Annotated in this window: 14 protein-coding genes; 9 read left to right on the top strand and 5 right to left on the bottom strand. The window is 72.2% G+C overall.

What is annotated here, in order from left to right:
• Positions 1–28: 28 nt before the first annotated feature.
• The gene (locus AC07A4_RS13280; protein WP_478597007.1) at positions 29–1,426 is read left to right on the top strand and encodes a M28 family metallopeptidase; all 1,398 of its coding nucleotides are present in this window, start codon (positions 29–31) and stop codon (positions 1,424–1,426) included.
• Positions 1,427–1,536: 110 nt separating this feature from the next.
• Entirely contained in the window at positions 1,537–1,953 is a 417-nt protein-coding gene (locus AC07A4_RS13275; RefSeq protein ID WP_478597005.1) for a hypothetical protein, read from the top strand.
• A 77-nt stretch (positions 1,954–2,030) separates the two neighbouring features.
• Here the strand turns inward: AC07A4_RS13275 and AC07A4_RS13270 are convergent, their stop codons facing one another.
• Together AC07A4_RS13270 and AC07A4_RS13265 are read right to left on the bottom strand one after the other, a co-directional pair.
• Positions 2,031–4,595, bottom strand: coding sequence for a YbhB/YbcL family Raf kinase inhibitor-like protein (locus AC07A4_RS13270; protein WP_478597002.1), 2,565 nt, complete (start codon positions 4,593–4,595; stop codon positions 2,031–2,033).
• A gap of 419 nt (positions 4,596–5,014) precedes the next feature.
• On the bottom strand, positions 5,015–6,127 hold the full coding sequence (locus AC07A4_RS13265; RefSeq protein ID WP_478597000.1) for a PQQ-dependent sugar dehydrogenase: 1,113 nt from the start codon (positions 6,125–6,127) through the stop codon (positions 5,015–5,017).
• A 279-nt stretch (positions 6,128–6,406) separates the two neighbouring features.
• On the opposite strand from AC07A4_RS13265, the gene AC07A4_RS13260 reads away from it, so the two are divergent.
• Positions 6,407–6,769 (top strand): hypothetical protein, encoded by a 363-nt coding sequence (locus tag AC07A4_RS13260; RefSeq protein ID WP_478596998.1) that lies wholly within the window; start codon positions 6,407–6,409, stop codon positions 6,767–6,769.
• Between the two features lie 130 nt (positions 6,770–6,899).
• Here AC07A4_RS13260 and AC07A4_RS13255 read toward each other — a convergent pair whose 3' ends face one another.
• Positions 6,900–8,969: a M6 family metalloprotease domain-containing protein gene (locus AC07A4_RS13255; protein WP_478596995.1), complete on the bottom strand. Its 2,070-nt coding sequence runs from the start codon at positions 8,967–8,969 to the stop codon at positions 6,900–6,902.
• Positions 8,970–9,261: 292 nt separating this feature from the next.
• Positions 9,262–10,983 (bottom strand): sigma-70 family RNA polymerase sigma factor, encoded by a 1,722-nt coding sequence (locus AC07A4_RS13250; protein WP_478596993.1) that lies wholly within the window; start codon positions 10,981–10,983, stop codon positions 9,262–9,264.
• 323 nt (positions 10,984–11,306) lie between these two features.
• On the opposite strand from AC07A4_RS13250, the gene AC07A4_RS13245 reads away from it, so the two are divergent.
• From AC07A4_RS13245 to AC07A4_RS13225, 5 genes are all read left to right on the top strand, one after another.
• Complete coding sequence (locus tag AC07A4_RS13245) at positions 11,307–12,698, top strand: S41 family peptidase (RefSeq protein ID WP_478596990.1); 1,392 nt, start codon at positions 11,307–11,309, stop codon at positions 12,696–12,698.
• Between the two features lie 211 nt (positions 12,699–12,909).
• Positions 12,910–14,400, top strand: coding sequence for a cellulase family glycosylhydrolase (locus tag AC07A4_RS13240; RefSeq protein WP_478596988.1), 1,491 nt, complete (start codon positions 12,910–12,912; stop codon positions 14,398–14,400).
• A gap of 128 nt (positions 14,401–14,528) precedes the next feature.
• Entirely contained in the window at positions 14,529–14,999 is a 471-nt protein-coding gene (locus AC07A4_RS13235) for an SRPBCC family protein (RefSeq protein WP_478596985.1), read from the top strand.
• 111 nt (positions 15,000–15,110) lie between these two features.
• Entirely contained in the window at positions 15,111–16,094 is a 984-nt protein-coding gene (locus tag AC07A4_RS13230; RefSeq protein WP_478596984.1) for a GlxA family transcriptional regulator, read from the top strand.
• A gap of 92 nt (positions 16,095–16,186) precedes the next feature.
• On the top strand, positions 16,187–16,789 hold the full coding sequence (locus tag AC07A4_RS13225; protein WP_478596981.1) for an isochorismatase family protein: 603 nt from the start codon (positions 16,187–16,189) through the stop codon (positions 16,787–16,789).
• A 70-nt stretch (positions 16,790–16,859) separates the two neighbouring features.
• Here AC07A4_RS13225 and AC07A4_RS13220 read toward each other — a convergent pair whose 3' ends face one another.
• Positions 16,860–17,585 (bottom strand): SIR2 family NAD-dependent protein deacylase, encoded by a 726-nt coding sequence (locus AC07A4_RS13220; RefSeq protein WP_478596979.1) that lies wholly within the window; start codon positions 17,583–17,585, stop codon positions 16,860–16,862.
• A 442-nt stretch (positions 17,586–18,027) separates the two neighbouring features.
• Between AC07A4_RS13220 and AC07A4_RS13215 the strand changes: the two genes are divergently transcribed.
• Positions 18,028–21,744 carry a hypothetical protein gene (locus tag AC07A4_RS13215; RefSeq protein ID WP_478596977.1) on the top strand — a complete coding sequence of 1,239 codons (3,717 nt, stop codon included), beginning with the start codon at positions 18,028–18,030 and terminating at the stop codon, positions 21,742–21,744.
• The last annotated feature ends 2 nt before the right edge of the window (positions 21,745–21,746 follow it).

Here is a 21,746-nt window from a genome sequence, read left to right as displayed (position 1 = left end):
GAGCTGACGCGTGCATGATCATACGGTCATGGTGAATCCGATGGGCACCCCTCGGCGTACCGTACTGACAGGCGCCGCCGCGACCGCCGCCGTCGCCGTCGCCGCGCAGGCCGACCCGGCCCTCGCGCGCGAGGGGCGCCTCGCGCCCCAGCGGCCGTCGCGCGAACTGCGCGCCCTGCTGCGCGAGATCGACCACCGCCGCATCGAGGCGACCGTGCGCCGCCTGGTCGCCTTCGGCACCCGGCACACGCTCTCGGCGCAGGACGACCCCGAGCGGGGCATCGGCGCGGCCCGCGACTGGATCCTCGCGCGGATGCGGGAGTACGCGAAGGCGTCGGGCGGCCGCATGACGGTGGAGCTGCAGTCGTACGTCCAGGAGCCGGGCCCGCGCATCCCCGCGCCCACGCGGATCTCCAACGTCGTCGCCACCCTGCGCGGCACGTCGTCCCCCGACCGCCTGTACGTGGTCTCCGGGCACTACGACTCCCGCGTCAGCGACCCCATGGACCACACCAGCGACGCGCCGGGCGCGGACGACGACGCCTCCGGCGTCGCCGTCGTCATGGAGCTGGCCCGGGTGTTCGCCGCGCGCCGCACCGGCGCGACCCTCGTGTTCGCCGCCGTCGCGGGCGAGGAGCAGGGCCTGTACGGCGCGGCCCACCTCGCGCAGGGTTACAAGGACCGCGGGGCCGATGTCCAGGGCATGTTCACCAACGACATCGTCGGCAGCTCCACCGCCGACGACGGCAGCCGCGACCCGCACACCATCCGGCTCTTCGCCGAGGGCGTGCCCACCGCCGAGACGCCCCAGGAGGCCGACGTCCGGCGCTCGGTGGGCGGCGAGAACGACTCGCCGTCCCGGCAGCTCGCCCGCTTCGTGCGGGACGTCGCCGACCCCGAAGCGACCGGCATGAAGGTCCGCGTCATCTACCGCCGCGACCGCTATCTGCGCGGCGGCGACCACATCCCGTTCCTCGAACGCGCCTATCCGGCCGCCCGGTTCACCGAACCCGCCGAGGACTACGCCCACCAGCACCAGGACGTGCGCGTGGAGGACGGCAAGCAGTACGGGGACCTGCCCGAGTTCTGCGATTTTCCCTTCACCGCGCGCGTCGCCCGCGTCAACGCCGCCGCCCTGTGGAGCCTGGCCCAGGCCCCCGGCACACCGCGCGGCGCGAAGATCCTGACCACGGCCCTGACCAACGCCACGGAACTGGTCTGGGAGCGGGGCACCGAACCGGACCTGGCGGGCTATGAGGTGGTGTGGCGTGAGACGACATCGCCGGAGTGGACCCACGCCGTCGCCGTGGGCGACGCCACCCGCCACACCGTCGACCTCTCCAAGGACAACGTCTTCTTCGGCGTCCGCGCGGTCAACCGCGCGGGCCTGCGCGGCCCGGTCGCGTTCCCGGCGCCGCGGCGCTAGCGGGCCCGGGCCGGGGCCTGCCCGGAAGCCGTCCGCTGGCACGCTGTTGAGCTGCGAGTTTCACCCCGCCGCAGATTGACTTTGCGTGCGCTTTACTGTTTTCTTCGGGCATGAACAGAAGGATCCGTACTGCCGTGTGCGCCCTCGCCGCCACCGGTCTCGCCCTGACCCTCGGCGCCTGCTCCGAGGCTGAGAAGAAGGCGGTCGACGCGGTCGACAAGGCCGTCAACGAGACGTACGAGGTGACCTACGAGGTCTCCGGCAAGAGCGTCGAGGAGATCCAGTTCGCCGCCGGTGAGGGCTCCGCGGCCAACCCGAAGCTCCAGAAGGAGTCCAAGCCCCAGCTGCCGTGGAAGAAGACGGTGACGCTGCGCGGGATCATGCCGCCCACCGTCGTCCCGGTCTCCTCCGACCCGGTGAACTCCGACCTCACCTGCAAGGTGATCTACAAGGGCGACGTCCTCAAGGAGGCCTCCGGGGACAGCGTCGTGACGGGCTGCATCGCGGTCTCGCCGATGGGCAAGTAGCCCGCTGCCGCGCCGTCGAAGGCGCGACGGAGGCGCGGGGGCGGGCGAGCGGAGCCCGCCCCCGCACCGGTGCCGGATCACGCACGGGCGTCGGACGTCCCCCGCAGCTTCACCGACGCCGTGCTCGCGTTCTTGACGGCCGTCTCGATCTGGGCCATCGACGAACCCGAGGTCAGACCGGGCACCTTCGCGGTGTCGAGGGCGTACAGCGTGAAGGTGTATGGGTGGGAGGAGCCGCCCGGGCAGGGGCCGAAGTACTTCCGCGCGTCGGCGCCGCCGCCCATCGCCTTCTGCTGGGCGCCGCCCTGGCCGGGCACGTCGAAGCCCGATCCGAGGCCCTCGGGGAGCGAGGTGCCGGTCGCGGGGACGTTCCAGATGGCCCAGTGGAGCTTGTTGCCGCCGCCCGCGACGTCGGCGAAGACGACCGCGTAGCCCTTGGCGCCGGTCGTGCCCGCGCCCCACGCCAGGGGCGGCGAGGTGTCCTGGCCCGCCGAACCGTCCCCGGCACAGGTGTACTTGGCCGGGATCTTGGCGTTGTCGGCGAAGGCGCCGCTGGTCAGCTCGAACGCGCCGGGCTGCGGGCCGCCCGCGTACACGATGTCGATGAGCAGGACCCGGTCGTTGCCCGCCGTGCCGTCCTTGTCGGTGGACGTGGTCAGCCAGATGTCGCCCTCGGCGTCGGTCTCCACGGTGCGCAGCCGGTCGTACGTCCCCTGGAAGTACGTCTTCTGCTCGACGAGGCTGGAGCCGGAGTCGATGCGGAGGCGGTACACCCGCTCGCCCTTGGTCGTGGCCACGAACACGTGGTCGTTGGCGATCGTCAGGCCGCTGGGTGAGCCGGAGGCCACCGGCCAGGTCTTCTTCGGGGCGGTGTAACCGGAACAACTGCCGCTGGTGCCCTCGCAGTTGGGCCAGCCGTAGTTGCCGCCCTTCTGGATCAGATTGACCTCGTCCATGCTGCTGTTGCCGAATTCGGCTTGCCACAGGCGGCCCTTGGAGTCGAAGTCCAGGCCCTGGGGGTTGCGGTGGCCCAGCGACCAGACGGCGTTGCCGAAGGGGTTGTCCGCGGGGATGGTGCCGTCGGGGTTGATGCGCAGGATCTTGCCGTTGAGGGAGTTCTTGTCCTGTGCCTTGGAGCCGTTCTGGGCGTCGCCCATGCCCGCGTACAGCTTGCCGTCGGGGCCGAAGCGCAGTCGGCCGCCGTTGTGGAAGCGGCTCTTGGACATGCCGTCGAGCAGCACCTTGTAGCCGCTGAGGGTGTTGTTCTCCAGGGTCATGCGGGCGATGCGGTTGCCGTCGCTGGAGGTGTGCAGGACGTACACGTAGTGGTCGCTCGCGAAGGCCGGTGAGACCTCCACGCCCATGAGGCCGCCTTCGCCGCCGGTGGTCTGGGAGTGGGGGACCTTGCCCAGGAGCGTCTTCTGGCCCGTCTTGGTCAGCCGGTAGACGTTGAAGGTGTTGCGCTCGGTGAAGACGGCGGCGCCGTCCGGCAGGAACGCCAGGCCCCAGCCCACGTCCACGCCGCTGGCGAGCGTCTTGACGGTGCCGGGGTCGGGCGTGCCGCCCGGCTGGGTGCCCGCGGTGGTGACGCTGATCTCCGTGCCGTACGCGGACTTGTTGCCCTTGGCGTCGAACGCGCGGACCTTGAACGTGTACGTGGTGTTCGCCGTCAGGCCCGCGATGGTCGTGGCGGCGCCCTCGGCGGTGCCGGCCGCGGCGCCGTCCCGCTGGATCTCGTACCCGGTGACCCCCACGTTGTCCGTCGACGGCGCCCAGGCCAGGTCGACGCTGGTCGCGGTCTTGCCCGTGGAGCGCAGGTCCTGCGGGACGCTGGGCGCCTCGTCGTCCGGCGGCGCGGGCAGCGTCGCGATGGTGACGGCGTTGCTGGCCTCGGACACGTTGGACGCCGCGTCCCGGGCGAAGACGGTCCAGTCGTAGGCGGTTCCGGGCGTCAGGCCGGTGACCGTCGTGGCCAGGGTCGCGCCGTCGACCTGCTTGACGAGCTGGCCGTGCTGGTAGACGTCGTAGCCGGTGACCTTGACGTTGTCGGTGGCGGCGGTCCAGGCGAGGGGCACGGTGGTGGCGGTCGGCGCGCCGTCGCCGCGCAGGTTCGCGGGCGGGGTGGGCCGCTCGGTGTCGGCGGGGCCGTCGGAGGTGACGGTGAGGTGGTCCAGGTTGGGCCCTTCGGGGCCGGACGTCGTGACGCGGATCTTGTTGCTGCCGGAGGCCAGCGTGGCGGTGACGGTGGCCGTCTTCCAGGTGGTCCAGGCGCCGGTGCCGGGGAAGGCGACGTCGTCCGCGGCCGCGGCGCCATTGACGGTGACGTCAAGGGGACGGTTCGCGGACGTGCCGTTGGCGTAGCGGAAGGCGAGCTTGGCGGGGCCGGGCCGCTCGGCATCGGCGGTGAACTCGACGTACGCGCCCACGACCGCGTCGAAGTTGACGAAGCCGGTGCCGGTGTGGCCCGCGTGGTTGGAGTCGACCTTGCCCCGCGCGATCGTGGCCGTCTCCGCCTCGTAGGTGGCGGCCCGGGGAAGGGCGGCGGCGTCGGCCGCGGGCAGCGCCACGCAGAGCGCCGCGACGGTGGCCGATGCGACCAGCGCGCCGAACGCCCGTGAGGGGCGCGGTCGGTGGGATGACACGGTGTCCTCCAGGGGGGTGGGGGGAGCCTGGGCGATGGGGGGTGCGCACCGGATCTGACGACTCGACAGTTAGGAAGCCTTCCTGTCGAGTGGGGGAGGACGCTAGGCGGGCACTGTGTACCTGTCAATCCATCGCGGAGTTTTCACTACTGACCCAGGGTCAGAGCAGCGGATCGATGCACCGGGCATTGCGGCGAATACCGGACCGCTCTACGCTCGCGAAGCCCTTGTTCCTGAATGGTGTTCAGGTGAATGAACTCGCACACGGCGTTCGCGATCCACGCCCACGAGGCGCCCACGCGTCGCACCCCGGGTGCCCGCGCTCCCACCGAACTGATCCATCGACTGTGCCGGACCCGTTCTGACCTGCAAAAAAGAGTGAGCGGCGCCGCCGCGCCGCTCACTCTTTTTTGCAGGACTCATTCGCGCCCGGCGCCGCCCCCGTACACGACGTCGATCAGCACGATCCGGTCGTTGCCCGGCGCGCCGTCCCGGTCGATCGACGTGGTGAGCCAGATGTCGCCGTCGGCGTCGACCTCGACGGTGCGCAGCCGGTTGTACGTGCCCTGGAAGTACGTCCTGTCCTCGACCAGGCCGGAGTTGGCGTCGATGCGCATCCGGTACACCCGCTGCCCGCGGGTGGTGGCCACGAACACGTGGTCGTTGATGATGGTCAGGCCGCTGGGTGAGCCGGAGGCCACCGGCCAGGTCTTCTTCGGGGCGGTGTAGCCGGAACAACTGCCGCTGGTGCCTTCGCAGTTGGGCCAGCCGTAGTTGCCGCCCTTCTGCACGAGGTTGACCTCGTCCATCACGTTGTTGCCGAATTCGGCTTGCCACAGGCGGCCTTTGGAGTCGAAGTCCAGGCCCTGGGGGTTGCGGTGGCCCAGTGACCAGACGGCATTGCCGAAGGGGTTGTCCGCGGGGATGGAGCCGTCGGGGTTGATGCGCAGGATCTTGCCGTTGAGGGAGTTCCTGTTCTGCGCCAGCGCGCCGTTCTGGGCGTCGCCCATGCCCGCGTACAGCTTGCCGTCGGGGCCGAAGCGCAGACGGCCGCCGTTGTGGGCGCGGTTCTTGGACATGCCCCGCAGGAGCACGGTGTAGCCGCTGAGGGTGTTGTTCTCCAGCGTCATGCGGGCGATGCGGTTGCCGTCGGTGGAGGTGTGCAGGAAGTACAGGTAGTGGTCGCTCGCGAAGGTCGGCGAGATCTCCAGGCCCATCAGGCCGCCTTCGAGCCCCGTGGTCTGGGAGAAGGGCACCTTGCCCAGGAGCGTCTTCTGGCCCGTCTTGGTCAGCCGGTAGACGTTGAAGGTGTTGCGCTCGGTGAAGACGGCGGCGCCGTCCGGCAGGAACGCCAGGCCCCAGGGGACGTCAAGGCCGCTGGCGAGGGTCGTGGTGGTGCCGGGGTCGGGGGTGCCCGGCGGGGGTTCCGCGGCCGCGTCGGCGGCGGGCAGCGCCGCGCAGAGCGCGGCGGCGGTGGCCGCGGCCACCAGCGCGCCGGACGTCCGGGACGGGACACGTCGGATGGGTAACACGGGGTCCTCCAGGGAGAGTGGGGGGAGGAGAGCGGGGGAAACGATGACCCTGGCGGTCAGGAAGGTTTCCTGTTGGGTGGGGCACGCTAGAAGTCTGTGATGTACCTGTCAACGTATGAGGTCGGCCGTTCGCGTCGCCGTGGCGGCGGCCGTGCGCGTGTGCGCGTCCTGTGTGCCGCGCCGATATGGACGATCTTGTTCCGCCCCAGAAGCCCCTCCCGTTCCTTATGATCACCGCAGGCCTCCAGGGGAGGGGCCGTTTCATTCAGGAGGGGAAACATGTCCGGAGTTTCCAGACGGTCGGTCCTTGGCTACTCGGGTTCGGCCGCGGCGGGCGCGGTGCTCGCCTCGGCCGGTTCGGCGCAGGCGGCGGACGACAAGGGGGCGAAGGCGGCGGAGTCCGCCGAGAGGACGGCGGCCGCGGTGGCGTTCACGCCGGGGACCGAGTTCAGCGGGCGTGCGCAGCACAGCAACGGCTATTCCGAGCTTTCGATGACCTTCAGCGTCCGGACGGATGAGAGCCCCGCCCAGTACGACGTCTCTCCCGCGGAGATCGCGGAGGCCCTCAACGAGGTCGCCGCCAAGCGCGGTTGGCCGCGCATCACCTTCTACGGTACGCCGCCGAAGGCACCGCTGAACTGACGCGGGCACCCGGCCGCGGGCGCCCGGCCGCGGGCGCCCGACCGCGGGCGGCCGCCGCACCGGACGCGACTCCGGTGCGGCGGCCGCCTCGTGGTGACCCCTCTAGTAGGCGCCTCCTGGCGGTGACCTCCTAGTGGTGGCCGCGCTTCTTCAGCTTGCAGACGGCGGTCGCGGCCTTGGCCGGATCGCTCTCGGAGCGGGCGCTGAGCACCACCCGGCCGTGCCGGTCGGCGTCCCGCGCCGCGCTCACCGCGACGTCGATCTCCACCGAACCGCCGGAGCGCGCGGTGGCGAGGCGGTTGGGCAGCCAGGCGGACCAGCCGCGGCCCGACGCCTTGGCGGAAAGCCGGTACACGTCGGACTTCAGATAGCGGCTCACGTCCTCCGGATGCCCGGAGTCCGCCTTCGGCGCGCGCCCGGTGTTGGCGAGGTCGAAGGAGCACACCGCCCGCCGCTCGGGGCTGCCCTTGGCGTACCCGCGGTCGAGCGCGACGCCCCGGCGCTGCGGGCCCGCGCCGTCGAGCGACTTGACGGCGATGGTGTACGACAGCACGCCGTCCGGGCCGCGTTGCAGGTCAAGGACGTAGAAGTGCAGCCTGTTGGCCTCGTCCACGTACTCGTAACTGCTGCCGGAGTCGGCGCCCGCGTGCAGCAGCGCGTCGCTGAGCTGCCGGTAGTCGCCCATGGTGATCTTCTGGAGGGTGCCGTCGGGGCGCTTGAAGTCGACCATGTCGATGTCCTCGGGGTGGGAGTCGATCACCCACGCGAACGGGGCCCGGTCCTCGTTCTTCGTCTTGGACAGCAGTACGCCGTTGTCCGGTGTGAAGGAGTCCATGCCCATGCGGTCGACGACCTCGACGGTGTAGTTGTGGTAACCGCCGCCGTCGCACAGCGGGTTGGTGTTCGTGTCGCAGGACGGCGACAGGTCGCGGCTCATGGAGATGTTCACGCCGCTGAGTCCCTTGTCCCCGGGCGGCGCGGAGCGCGCGGTCACGCGGGCCACCACCGTGCCGGAACCCTTGAGCGCGTCGCGGTCAAGGCGCAGCACGTTCTTCTCGTCGACGATGCCGAGCTTGAGCTTGTCGCGCAGGATGTGCTGGGAGCCCATCGAGCCGCCGTTGGTGGCCGGGATCTGCCAGCGGGTGTGCGGACCGCCGGGACCGTTGAAGGAGCCGCGCGAGAGCATGCTCCAGATGCCCGTGTAGGCGCGGCGCAACGGCTTGCCGTACGGGTTGTTGTAGTTGTCGCCGATGCCGAGGATGTGGCTGAGCTCGTGCGCGTACACGCCCATCCCGGAGCTCTCGGCCTGCGTGGACGAACCCGACGTCGCGTTGGGCCAGATGCGGGCCGCGGCCGCCCAGGACGTCCACGGCACATAGCGGGTGCTCGCGGAGTTGTCGCCGGTGGCGATGGGCGCGGGCGGGCCCCACGCCCCGGGCACGGCCCCGGGCGAGGCGAACTTCATCTGCCCGAACTCCTGCCACACGGACGACTCGTCCTGCCCGGCGGTGAGGAAGAAGACGAAGTCGTACTTGGCGGTCTCGCCGCCGCCCACGTCGGCGGTCCACGCGGCCTTGCCGTCGGCGCGGATGTCCTTGCCGCAGGAGCTGCCGCGCGGACAGGCCCCCGGGTTCATCTGGGGCTCGATGCCGTACTGGAAGGACTTGTACGGCATGCGGTACACGCCGAAGGAGGTCAGGTCGACGCCGATGCGGCCGCCGGAGTCCTCCATCCAGTACTCGTTGATGGTGTGGCCGCGGTTCAGTGCGCCCGGTTTGTTCAGCAAGTCGCGGTAGAACGCGGGCACGTGCGCACGCGGGATGCCGCTGGCGCTCGGCTGCGGGTTCCCGAAGAGGCTGGAACCCGCCGGTTTACTGACCGTGAACTCCTCGTCGGGGTAGTCGAGGAGCACCAGGGCGCCCTTGAAGGTGCGCTTGGTGGGCTTCAGGTCCGGGTTGGCCCAGTCGGTGCCGGGGACGGACCGGTGGTCGGCCCAGGTCATGTCGTCGGGGTTCTGCCAGCGCTGCGGGTCGATGGGCTGGGAGAGGGGAGGACGGGCCGCGGGTTCGGGGTCGGCCTGTGCGGGGCTGGTGGCGAGGGCGGGGACGAACAGGCCCAGGAGCGCCGCGGCGAGGCCGAGGCGGCGGGCTCGGGCGCCGCGCGCTCTGGCGCGGCCGGTGCGTGGACGACGGAGGAACAAGGCTCACCTCTTGCCGGAAAGGGTGGACAAGAACATGACAAGCCGGTCAGCGGTACCCTCCGCCGGATACCTTTGGGGAGTCAACAGGCTTTTGGGACGGATTCGCCTGGTGGGGCGCGAGTTGACCGGACGGGGCCGCACGCGGGCCGCTGGGCCGGGTGTGCGCCGGAGCGCGGCCGCGCCGTCTGGAACGCGGCCGCGCTGCCGGGAAGGGATCTGGGCGGCCCGGAAGGGAGCCGGGTGGCTCGGAAGGGAGCCAGGTGGCCCGGAAGGGAGCGGGGTGGCCCCGACGTCAGCCGCGCGCCCCGAAGTTCTGTGTCCACCAGGGGCCGCCGTCGCCGTCCTGGATGCCCACGCCGAGTTCGCGGAACGAGCAGTTGAGGATGTTGGCGCGGTGGCCCTCGCTGTTCATCCAGGAGTCCATCACCGAGGCGGCGGTCTGCTGGCCCCGGGCTATGTTCTCGCCGTAGGTGCTCCACTTGTAACCCGCCGCGGTGATGCGCTGGCCGGGGTCGGTGCCGTCCGGCGAGGTGTGGTCGAAGTAGTCGCGCGAGCGCATGTCCGCCGAGTGCCGCTGGGCGGCCGTGGCGAGCGCGCTGCTGTTCGTCAGCGGGCGGCAACCGGCCTTGGCGCGCTCGGTGTTCACCAGGCTGAGGACCTGCTGGGCCCGCGAACCCGACGCCGGGCGCGGCACGGACGCGGCGGTCGTGCGCGGCGGCGTGGGGGTCTTGGGCGCGGTGGGCCGCGCGGGCTTGACCGGCTTCTTGTCGCGGCCGGCGCGCGTGGGGCTCGCGGACGGCGAGGGCTTCGCGGACTTCTTCGGGGTCTTCGCGGTCTTCTTCGGGGACGGGGAGCGGGACGCCGAGGGGCTCGGGCCGTGCGTCCGCGTCGGCGCCGCGGTGGTCTCCTCCGCGCCCAGCGCCACCGACGTGCCCTTGTCGGAGGAGTCCGGGGAGTCGTCGACGAGTTGCATGACCCCGGCCAGCGTGGCGATCGCCGCGATGCCGGCGCCCGCGCCGATCACCTGACGCCGCCGCCGTACGCCGCGCCGGTCCTGCCGCAGCCGCGCCCTGGAGCCCGGGGCGCCGCTCGGGGAGATGGCCGTCACCGCATCGGCGCCCACGGCCGCCGGGTCGTGGCCCTGGGGTGCCTTGAGGGGGAGCCCGGGCTGCGCCGCGTGTGCCGTCGGGGACAGGGACGCTCCGCCGCCGGACAGCCGCCCCGACCCCGCGACCAGCAGCGGCGGCACCAGCGCCAGACCGGCGAGGAGCCCCTCGGCGGGCGTGAGGCGCGCACCGAGCCCCGCGCACACGGCGCAGTCACGCGTGTGCCGGACCAGGCGCTTGCGCCACAGCGGGGACGGATGGCCGTCCCAGGGCGCCACGGCGTCCGCGAGCAGGGGGCAGCGCGGCTCGGCCGCGAGGGCCCGTACCACCAGGCGCGCCGCCTCCAGCTGTGCCTTCATGCGCTGCACGCGGACGGCGGTGTGCTCCTGGGTGAGTTCCAGGGCCGCGGCGACCTCGCCGCGCGACAGCTCCCCCGCGGCCTCCAGCCACCACAGCGCGAGCACCTCGCGGTAGTCGTCGTCCATCCAGCGGGTGGCCTGCGCGACCTCCCTGCGCTCGCCGGACAGGCCGAGCCTGAGGATGGTCACGTCCGTGAAGTCGCCGCCGGGGTCAGGGACGTCGTACGCCTCCTGGAGTCCGCTGTCGACGGGCGAGGGCCGCTGGTGGCGGCGGGTCTCGTTCATGGTGATGGCGACCAGCCAGGACCGGAAGGAGGCCGGTTCGCGCAGCCCCGGGAGGCCCCTGAGCATGCGCATCATGACGTCCTGGACCAGGTCGTCGACGTCGGCGTGCCCGCGCAGGGCGCGGCCCGCGATGTTGTAGACGAGGGGCAGGAAGGCCGCGACCAGCTGGTCCTGCGCCCGTGGGTCACCGGCGCGCCCCGCGACGACGAGAGAGGTCAGCCCGGCGCCGTCACCCTGCTGCGGCTCCCACTGATCGTGCTGCACGACACATCTCCTGTCCTGGTTGCTGCGTGGTGCTGTGTACGCCCACTGCCTCGGAGATCCTGCGGGGCGCGAGGGGATAACAGAAACCGCGCAGAGGAGTTTGAGACCTGGCTCACGTCGGGCGGGAGCGCCCGGCTCGTGTCCGTCCGGGCGCCCCTCCGCGATCTCCCCGGTCGCCGGGAGCGGGCCCGACTCCGCTGGTCGGGCCGCGTTGCGGGGGTTGTCCCCCGCCCGCCCCACCGGCCAGCCGGATGGTGCGGGACCCCGCGCCGCCACGACCGTGGTGAGGTACGGATCACATCACTGACCGGGAGGCACCTACCGTGCGTATCGCCACCGCAACCGCCGTCGCTCTGGCCCTCGCCGCGGGGGCCGCGCCGGGCGCCGTCGCCCAGCAGCAGCCGGACGGCGGGCCGCCCGTGGACGGCCTGTGGCGCATGGACGGCTACGGCACCGTCCTCTCCTTGCGGGGCGGAACGCTCCAGGAGTACCAGACCACGGCCGTGAGCTGCCTCAAGGGCGACACCGCGCGCAGGACAGGGCCCGGGCGCTACACCACGCCGGACGGCACCGTCCTGACCGTACGGACCCGGCGGGACGGCGACGGGGCGACCCGCGCGACCCTGAGCGCCGACAGCTCCGTCGGCCACCGGGGCCTGCGGCGCGTGGCGAAGCTGCCGCGCGACTGCGCCCGCCCGGTGCCCAAGGGTCCCCGGGCCGCCTTCGATGTCTTCTGGCGGTCCTTCGAGGAGAACTACCCCTTCTTCGCCGCCAAGGGCATCGACTGGCACGCCGTACGGGACCGGTACCGCCCCCGGGTCGACGCGCACACCACGCGCGAGGAGTTGTTCGGCATCTTCGGCAAGATGGTCAGGCCGCTGTACGACGCCCATGTCGCGGTCTTCGACGGTGACCGCGTCCAGACCCAGGTGCGGCCGGGCACCGTGGCGCCCTCGAAGGCGCTGGACGCCAAGGTGAAGAAGTTCGTCGAACGGCGCGACCTGAAGGACGCCACCTACCGCGAGGACTTCGCCCAGGGCCGGATCACCTACGCCGACCTGCCCGGCGGCCAGGGCTATCTGCGGATCTCCGGGTTCGCCGGGTACGCGCCGGGCGACGCCCCGTTCGCGGCTCACCGGGCCGCACTCGACCGGGCGCTGGACGCCGTCTTCACCAAGGACCGCACCCGGCGTCTGAAGGGCCTGGTCATCGACCTGCGGATCAACGGCGGCGGCTCCGACGCCCTCGGGATCCGCCTCGCGGGCCGCCTCACCGACCGCCCCTACGTCGCCTACGCCAAGCGCGCCCGCAACGACCCGGCCGACCCGACCCGGCACACCCGCCCCGAACCGATCCGCGTCCGCCCCGCCGACGCGCCCCGCTACACCGGCCCGATCGCCGTGCTCACTGGCGGCTCCACCGTGAGCGCCGGGGAGACCTTCACCCAGGCCCTGATCGACCGGCCCGCGAAGACGGTGCGGATCGGCCAGGCCACGCAGGGCGTCTTCTCGGACGTCCTGGACCGCGCGCTGCCGGGCGGCATGCGCGTCTGGCTCCCGAACGAGGAGTTCCTCACCCGTACGGGACACACTTTCGACGGCCCCGGCATCCCGCCCCACCTGAGCGAACCGGTCTTCACCAAGGAGGAGTTCGCCAAGAACAGGGACTCGGCCTTCGACCGGGCCGTCCGCGTCCTGCGGGGGCAAGGGGCCTGAGGCGGCGGACTGTGGGCGGGCGGGCCGTGGGTCGTGGGTCGCTGGCTGTGGGGCGCGGCCCACAGCCAGCGGAGACACCTGCCGGGTCATGCGCGCCCGGAGCCAACAGCTGATCGCCTCCCACATCTTGATGGTTCGTCAGCCATCCTCTTGGATGGCGGGCACGCGCCGGTCGTGTCCAAGGCGCCCCGTCGAAGCTTGGAGGTCCCCGATGGCCCCGCGCCGCCTGGCCCTTGCCGTGCTCACCGCCGCGGCGCTGCTGGCCGGGGCGCTGACCGCCACGGCCGATGACCGGCCCGGCGACCGGCCCGGCGGCCCGGCCCGCGGCACCGGCGCGAGCGCCGCCGACTCCACGGCCCCGCGCCGGGCCGACTCCGGCGTGCCCCGCCTCACCGACCATCGCGGCCGCGTGCTCACCCTGCGCGGCTGGAACGTGGAGGACAAGACCCACCACGGCCCCGACGCGCTCAGCGCGATCACGGAACGCCACTTCAGGGACCTGCGCGCGCACGGCTTCAACTCCGCCCGCCTGCTGGTCTTCTGGGACGACCTGGAGCCCCGGCGCGGCCACTACAGCGGGCGCTACCTGCGCCGAATCGAGCGCGTCCTCGACTGGGCGCACCGCCACCGGATCCAGGTCGTCCTCGACGCCCACCAGGACGTGTTCGGCCCCGCCTTCGGCCATCGGGGCATCCCCGCCTGGGCGACGCGGACCGACGGCCTGCCGTTCACCCCGCACCCCGACGACTGGTTCGCCGAGTACTTCGAACCCGCCGTCCAGCGCGCCTTCACCCACCTCTACGAAGACCCCGATCTGCGCACCGCCCAGGCCCGCGCCTGGCGCCTGCTCGCCGACCGCTTCGGCACCCACCCCGCCCTGCTCGGCTACGACCTGATCAACGAGCCGATGGGGGAGCTGCGCGCGGGCGAGGACCTGGCGGCCGCCGCCCGGCGCATCGAGGCCACCCAGATCACCCCCATGTACCGGCGCCTGGCCAAGGCGATCCGCGCGGAGGACCGAAGGAGCTGGCTGTTCGTCGAGCCGACCCCGATCGTCGGCGAGGGCGTGCCCACCGGACTCGGCCGGATCGACGACGAACGGATCGTGTACGCCCCGCACTTCTACAACACCGCCATGGAGGCGGGCGCCGACTACGACCCGGCGGCGGGCTGGATCGAACGCTACGAGCGCGCCGTCACCGCCTATCCGCGCGCACACCAGGTGCCCGTCGTGGTGGGGGAGTGGGGCCCCCTCAACAGCCAACTGCCGCACATGCGCCGCTTCTACGACGACGCGCTCGCCTCGCTGAACCGCTACTCCTCTGGGTGGGCGGGCTACGTGTGGTGCTACGGCGGCGGCTACTGCGCGCTCGACGGCGACGGAGGGTTCCGCCCGAACAAGGAGCGCACCGCCACCCCGTACGCCCCCGCGGTCGCCGGGACCGTCCGCGAGGACGCCTTCGACGCGGCCGACGGCACCTACCGCCTGCGCTACCGGGCCGACCGGCGCTCCGGCACCAGTGAGCTGTCCCTGCCGCCGAGCACCACGGGCTGGCGCGTGGAGGTCTCCGGGCGCGGGGCCGGGGCCAGCGCGGAACACGTGCCCCCGGGGCGGGCCAAGCGCGTACGGGTGTGGGCGGCACACCGAGCCGAGGTCGTCGTACGCGTGATGCCGTCACCCGCACGCGCCGGGGACCGCTGAATCAGGGGCTCCGTCACTCCTCCCCTCGCTGTGACGCACGTCACCAACGCGACTGTCACGCCGTGCGGTTCCGCCTGGTCTACAGGGTGAGCCGACGCCACACGGACGGCCAGGAGGAAGGACCGGACATGGAAACCCTGACGGTACGACGGGTCATCGCGGCGCCGATCGAGGACGTCTTCGACTGGTGCGCGACCACCACCCACTACACACGCTCCGCGTTCGTCCTCAAGGCGCGCCTGGCCAAGCCGGGCGAGGGCGCGCCGTACGGCGTGGGGGCCGTGCGGCTGCACACCTGGCTGATCGGCTGGTTCCGCGAGCGGATCACCTCCTACAACGCGCCGTACGACTTCGAGTACGACGTCGAGCGCAGCTTCCCCCCGGCCCGGCACGAGCTCGGCCGCATGGTCTTCACCGAGGTCGAGGGGGGCACCGAGGTCGCCTGGACGACGAGCTTCCAGGTCCGGCTCCCCTTCGGGGGCGCCGTGACCCGCCGGTTCGGCAAGCCCGTCGTCGCCCATGTCTTCGGCGCCATCCTCGACGCCGCCGCGGCCGAGCTCACGGCAGAGCCCGCCCGCCGCGCTCCGCGCGCGGGCTGAGCGACGCACCCGGACGGCTCCGGCGCGGCCCGCCGCGCCGGTCGCCCCCGCGTCCGGATGTGACAGAACACCGTCATTGCGGTCGTGGGCGGCGGGCACCACGATGGACCCATGCCCAGCAGCCGCCGCGTCGTGATCGCGGTCTTCCCCGACGTCGACCTCCTCGACGTGACCGGCCCCGCCGAGGTGTTCGCGCTGGCCAACCGGGAGACCGGCGGCCGCGCGGGCTATGACGTGCGGCTCGCGGCGCCGCGAGCGGGCACCGTCACCACCTCGGCGGGCGTGCGCCTCGTCGCCGACGTGACGTTCGACGAGGTCGACGGCGTCCTGGACACGCTCCTCGTGCCCGGCGCGGTGGACCTGCGCCCCGGCGGGCCGGTCGCCCGGATCGACGAGGACGTGGTGGCCTGGCTGAAGCGCACCGCACCGCTGGCCCGGCGCGTCGCGTCGGTGTGCGTGGGCGCGCACCTGCTGGCCGCGGCCGGTCTCCTCGACGGCAAGACGGCCACCACGCACTGGTCGACGGCCGCCCAACTGGCCGCGGACCACCCGGCGGTGACGGTGGACCCCGACCCGATCTTCGTGCGCTGCGGCACGGTGTGGACCGGGGCGGGGATCAGCGCCTGCATGGACCTCGCCCTTGCCCTCGTGGCCGAGGACCTGGGCGAGGAGATCGCCCTGACGGTGGCCAGGCAACTGGTCATGTACCTCAAGCGCCAGGGCGGCCAGAGCCAGTTCTCCGTCCCGCTGAGCAGGCCCCCGGCCTCCCGCAGGGACATCGACGAGCTGCGGATGTTCATCGCCGACCACCTGGACGGCGACCTGTCCGCCGCGGCCCTCGCCGGGCGCATGTGCCTGAGCGCCCGCCATTTCGCCCGGGTCTTCCGGCAGGAGACCGGCACCACCCCGGCCGCCTACGTTGAGGCGGCCCGGGTCGAGGCGGCCCGCCGCCTCCTGGAGAGCACGGACCAGCCGCTGGAGGACATCGCGGCGGCCTGCGGCCTCGGCTCGGTGGAGACCCTCCACCGGGCGCTGCGCAAACAGATCGGCACCAGCCCGGCGGCCTACCGCCGCCGCTTCCGCACCACCCGCTGAACCTCACTCTCCGCGACCCGGGCCCGGCCACCGCCGCGCCCGCCGTCCACCCTGCCCACTACCGCCCCACTGTGCCCATAAGGAGCTGCGCCATGACCTCTTCCACCACCCTGCGTGACGTGATCGGCCTCGACAACGAGCTGCCCCGGCTCGCCGACGCCACCCTCATCCTGATCGACTACCAGCAGACCTACCGCACCGGCGTCATGGCCCTCGAAGGCGCCGAACCCGCCCTCGCGGCCGGGGCCCGGCTCCTGGCCGCCGCCCGCGCCGCGGGCACCCCGGTCATCCACGTCGTCAACGACGGAGGCGAGAACACCCCCTACGACATCCGGGCCGAGATCGGCGCCATCAGCCCCGAAGTCGCCCCCGCGGACGGCGAACCCGTGGTCGTCAAGCAGGTCCCCAACTCCTTCCACGGCACCGACCTCGAGGAGAGGCTGCGCGCCCTGGGCGCGGGCAAGGACCTGGTGCTCGCCGGTTTCATGACCCACATGTGCGTCACCTTCACCGCCCAGGGCGCCTTCAACCTCGGCTACCGCCCCACCGTCGTCGCCGAGGCCACCGCCACCCGCTCCCTGACCGCCCCCGACGGCACGTTGCTGCCCGCCGCAGCCCTGCACACGGCTGCCCTCACCACTATCGGCGACCTGTTCGGCACGATCGCCCCCACGGTCACCGCCCTCACCGCGTAACCACCCGGCCCGGCCCGGCGAAGGCACCTCTTCGCCGGGCCGGGCCACTTCACGTCCCCGCCGCGCGGCCCTATCCGGCCAGTTCGCGCAGCAGCCCCGGCAGTGCCGTCCCGATCGGCTCGCGCACCACCTCGTCGGCCCGCTCGTCGTACGGGGTGGGCTCCGCGTTGACGATGACGAGCCGCGCGCCGTAGTCGGCGGCCAGGCCCGCGAGCCCCGCCGCGGGCTGCACCTGCAGGCTCGTACCGACCGCGAGGAACACGTCGCAGGCCTTCGTGATCGCCATCGCCTCGGCGAGCACCTCCGGGTCGAGGCGTTCGCCGAACATCACCGTCGCCGACTTCAGGACGCCGCCGCACGCCCGGCACGCCGGATCCGCCTCGCCCGCCTCGACCCGGGCGAGGGCCTCCGCCATCGGCCCGCGCGCCCGGCACTCCGTGCACACCACCGTCCGTGCCGAGCCGTGCAGTTCGAGCACCTTGCGCTCCGGCATCCCGGCCAGCTGGTGCAGCCCGTCCACGTTCTGCGTGATCACCCGCACCGGCACCCCGGAGCGCTCCAGGCCCACCACCGCGTGATGCGCCGCGTTGGGGCGCGCGTGCAGCGCCCGGTTCTCGCGCCGCATCCGCCACGAGCGGCGCCTGATCTCCGGGTCGTTCATGTAGTAGTCGTACGTGACGAGCTTCTCCGCCTCCGGGTCGCGCCGCCACAGCCCGTTCGGGCCGCGGTAGTCCGGGATGCCGGAGTCCGTGGAGATTCCGGCTCCGCTCAGCAGGGCGACGAGAGGCTTGGTCATGCCGCCGAGCGTAGGACGCCCGGGCGCGCCCCGGCGAGCGGGTTTCCGCCGGACGCGGCGGCCCGCTTCCCCACCCCGCTCCGGGCCCCCACGGCGGCCGGTTCCCGCTCATCCGATGGGGTGAGCTGCGCCGATCTCCGCGCGGACACGTCCTCGGGAGGCGATCCTGAAGCGGCGGGGCCGCTCGGACGAGGGGTGGCAGAACGGCCGAAAGTGACAGAGACGGTACCCCTCGCCGTGCGATAGAACCATGGATCACGTATCCCAGGGCGCATCACTGTTCGCATTCGTGCCGGCGTCGTCGTCACGCCGCGCACCCTCACGACACCACAGGCTCGTCGGCGCGCACGCCGACGCCCTGACACACGTCTCGTCACTGTCGCGACACACCATGCCGCCCTAACGGGGTCTTCGGACCCGGCAACGGGGGAACCTCATGTCCGTGCCACCCTCACCTCAGCCCTACCGGCTGCTCCGAGCGACCGACCTGCTCGACCTCCACTTCCGCTTCCTGGGCCTGCGGCTCGACAAGCCGCTGGGCAGACCCCGGCAGCTGGTCCGCCAAGACCCCGCCAAGCCCGCCTACCTCGTGGTCACCTTCGGCCCTCAGCACGTCGCCGAACAGGCCTTCTTCGAGCTGAGCCCCGGGCTGCCCGACCTGACGCCCGACGCCGCACCACAAGGCGCGGCACCCCAAGGCAGTGAGCCGCGCAAGCCACCGCCGGTGGCCTCCCGCGTCGGCGGCCGCAGCGTCCTGGTGTTCACCGTGCCCGCCGGGGTGGGGATCGACTACACCGACACCGCGCTGCTCCTCGCCATGCGCACGCTGCCGCTGCGCGTCGTGGACGCCGCCCAGCAAGCGGCCCCGCCCGGCGCACCGCGCCTGGCCGCCGCGGCCGACGAGCCCCTCGACGTGTTCCAGGCACTGCGCCTGGCCCGCTCGGCCGCGGAACTCACCGCCCGGCACGGCCCGGACGCCCCCGTCGAGGCCGGACTCCTCGCCGCCCCCGACCAGGCCGCCGCGGCCGGAGCCCGCCCCGAGAACCCCCTGGCGGACCCCGACAACCCGAAGACCGGCATCGAACTGCCGTACCGACTGCTCCTGTCGCCGCCACACACCGCGCGCTGGACGCACACCACCGAACTGAGTGCCCCGGGCGGTCGCGTCGAGCTCTGGCACACCCGCATTCCGGCCACCGGCGCCCGCGCCATCTGGACCCGCGACGCGGGCTTCGCCCCCACCGACACGAAACCGCTGACAGCCGGGGGCAACGAGTTCCGGATGGCGATGGACCGCAACGACCGCTCGTCGGTGGTCCATCTGACGTCCAACACCCAGCTCCCGGGCGGCTTCCAGCCCGCCCCGCTGACCGGCGACAACCTCATGCTGTCCACCCTGGGCGGCTGGCTCGACTCCCAGGGCCGCTGGGACCGGATTCCCCCCGGCTTCGATGTCACCCAGTGGCGTCACCGCGCCTCGCTGGGCCGCGACCACTACGTTCGCGTGATGTACCAGGGGCGGCTCTTCCCCTTCGGGCACCGCGCCGACCTCGTCAAGGTCACCGAGCGCAAGTTCGACCGCGATCGCCCCGACCACGCGGCCTACCTGCACCAGAGGTACTTCATCATGGTGCGCGAGCCGGTACGCCGCTACGGCGCCCCCGAGGACAACGCGGACCAGAAGCGCCTGCGCCGCCTGTTCCCCTTCACCAGCGTGCGCCTGCTCACCCTCGTCACCCCCGATCTGCAAGAGCCCGTGCCGATCCTGACCGGCACCGACCCCGGCACCGAACCCAACGAAAAGCTCGTCTTCTTCCCGGCGACCGCCGAGGAGAAGCCCTGCTTCCAGTTCCGGGTCAGCATGATCGACCTCGACGGCCGCATCGTGGAGTTCCGTACGCCGATGGCCTTCGTCGGCAAGAAGGTGCACGACGTCAGAGCCGACGTGGAGCGGCTCATCACGACCTACATGGCCCAGGAGGCCGCGCCGAGCAAGGCGCCCCCCGACCTCGGCAAGCCCAACGTCCTGCGCGTCGTGGCGGACGTGCGCGGCCAGGGCGTCGCCTACGCGCCGAGCAGCAAGCCCGACGACACCACCCTCAGCACCGGGCAGCTGATCTGGGGCGCCGTGACCACCGACAGCATCCTGGACCTGAACTCCGACGACCAGCCCCGCTTCCTGCCCACCGTGCGCTGGGCGCGCACCGTCGTGCCCGCGCTCAGCCGCTTCGGCACCGGCTTCGGCGGCGGCCTGGCGCGGTCGGTGTTCTACCCCGAGCCGTATGTGCGGGACGCGTTCGCCGCGGCCAACAAGGGCGAGCTGTTCATCGAGCTCGCCGAGCCGTTCGCGCTGACCTTCAGCGACGGCGCCCAGAACGCCGGAGCCCTCGCCCAGCCGAACTTCTCCGTCGCGGGCCTGTCCCGGCTGACCGGCCCGGTCGCCGCGATCCCGCCCACCCCACCCGGCCCGACCGCCGACCCGATCGACAAATGGGCCAACCTCGTCCAGGGCCGGTTCAACCCGTCCGACTACTTCAAGCAGATCACCGACGCGCAGCTGTTCGGGATGTTCCCGCTCGCGGAGATCCTCAAAGAGGTCGGCCTGGACAACCTCAAGGCGCCGAACTTCCTCACCGCGACCGTCGACGCCGTCACCGGATTCCTCGGCGACCTGCGCGGCCTGCGCGCCCTCCTCGCCGGAGTCGAGGAACAGTTCCCCGAGATCGCCGACCGCGTCATCCGCGTCACCGACGCGGCCACGATCTTCGCGCAGACCCTCGTCGCCTACCTCACCAGCCAGCTGGAACAGGTCCCCGACCCCACCCCCATCGAGGACGTCGACAACGCCTTCCGGGACTTCTCCGACGCCCTCAGCGAGCTGCGGATCAACCTGCCCGCCGCGGTCGAGACCGGAGTGCGCCAGCTCCTCACCCGCGTCGCCGAACAGGCCGCCACCTGGGAGCAGGGCGTGGGCACGGTCCTCGCCCTGAAGGAGGCCGTCAAGCTGGCCGCGCTCGGCGCCAAACTCCCCGACGTCGTCAACTCCCGGCTCCAGTGGCAGCCCGACATCAAGGCGTGGACACCGGGCAAGGAGGAGCCCCCGCCCAAGGACGACGCCCTCTTCTACCCCGAGGGCAAGCTGACCCTGGTCGCCGACCTGCGCGGCTCGCTGCGCCCGGACGTGCCGCAGGCCGCCGACGTCACCTGCACCCTCGACAAGTTCACGCTCCGCCTGGTGCCCGGCTTCCCCGCGCTCGCCCTGAACTTCGACCGCATCCGCTTCACCATGCGCGCCGGGAAGAAACCCGACATCGAGGTGAAGTTCGGCGGCGTCGACTTCATCGGGCACCTGGAGTTCATCCAGACCCTGCGGCGCCTGATCCCCCTCGACGGGTTCAGCGACCCGCCCGCGCTCACCGTGGACAGCTCCGGCATCCGCGCCACCTACTCGATGCAGCTGCCCAACGCGGCCGTCGGCGTCTTCAGCCTGGAGAACCTCTCCCTGAACGCGTCGCTGTCCGTGCCGTTCATCGGGAACACCCCGCTCCAGGCCGGCTTCTCCTTCTGCCGCCGCGAAGCGCCCTTCCGGCTCACGGTGTCGATGCTCGGCGGTGGCGGCTACCTCGGCATCGTCCTCACCCCCCGGCACATCGCCGTCCTGGACGCCGCCCTGGAGTTCGGCGCCGCCGTATCCATGAACTTCGGCGTGGCCAGCGGCAGCCTGTCCGTGATGGCGGGCGTCTACTTCCGGCTCGAACTGGTCACGGTGACCCCCGGCCCGAACAAGCCCGAGGAGACCTACCCGAGCATCAAACTCGTCGGCTATCTGCGCGCCCGCGGCGAGGTCGACGTCCTCGGCATCGTCTCCGCCTCCATCGAGCTGTATCTGGAACTCGGCTACGAGGGCGGCTACGCCGTCGGCCGCGCCAGCCTCACCATCAGCATCGAGATCGGCTTCTTCGAGACGTCGGTGACGATCCGCTGCGAGAAGAAGTTCGCGGGCAGCGGCAAGCTCGCCGGGTTCGCGGGCGCCGCCGCACCCCCCGAACTCACCCCGCCGTCGTTCACCGACCTCATGTCGCCGTACACCGACCCGGTCACGGGCGCCCGCGTCGACCCCGTCCTCGACTACTGCACGGCCTTCGCGGAGGTGAGCTGACC

The sequence above is a fragment of the Streptomyces sp. NPDC043996 genome (assembly GCF_056435225.1).
Note: the sequence above shows the minus strand (reverse complement) of the source record. Positions and strands in the feature narration are given on the sequence as shown.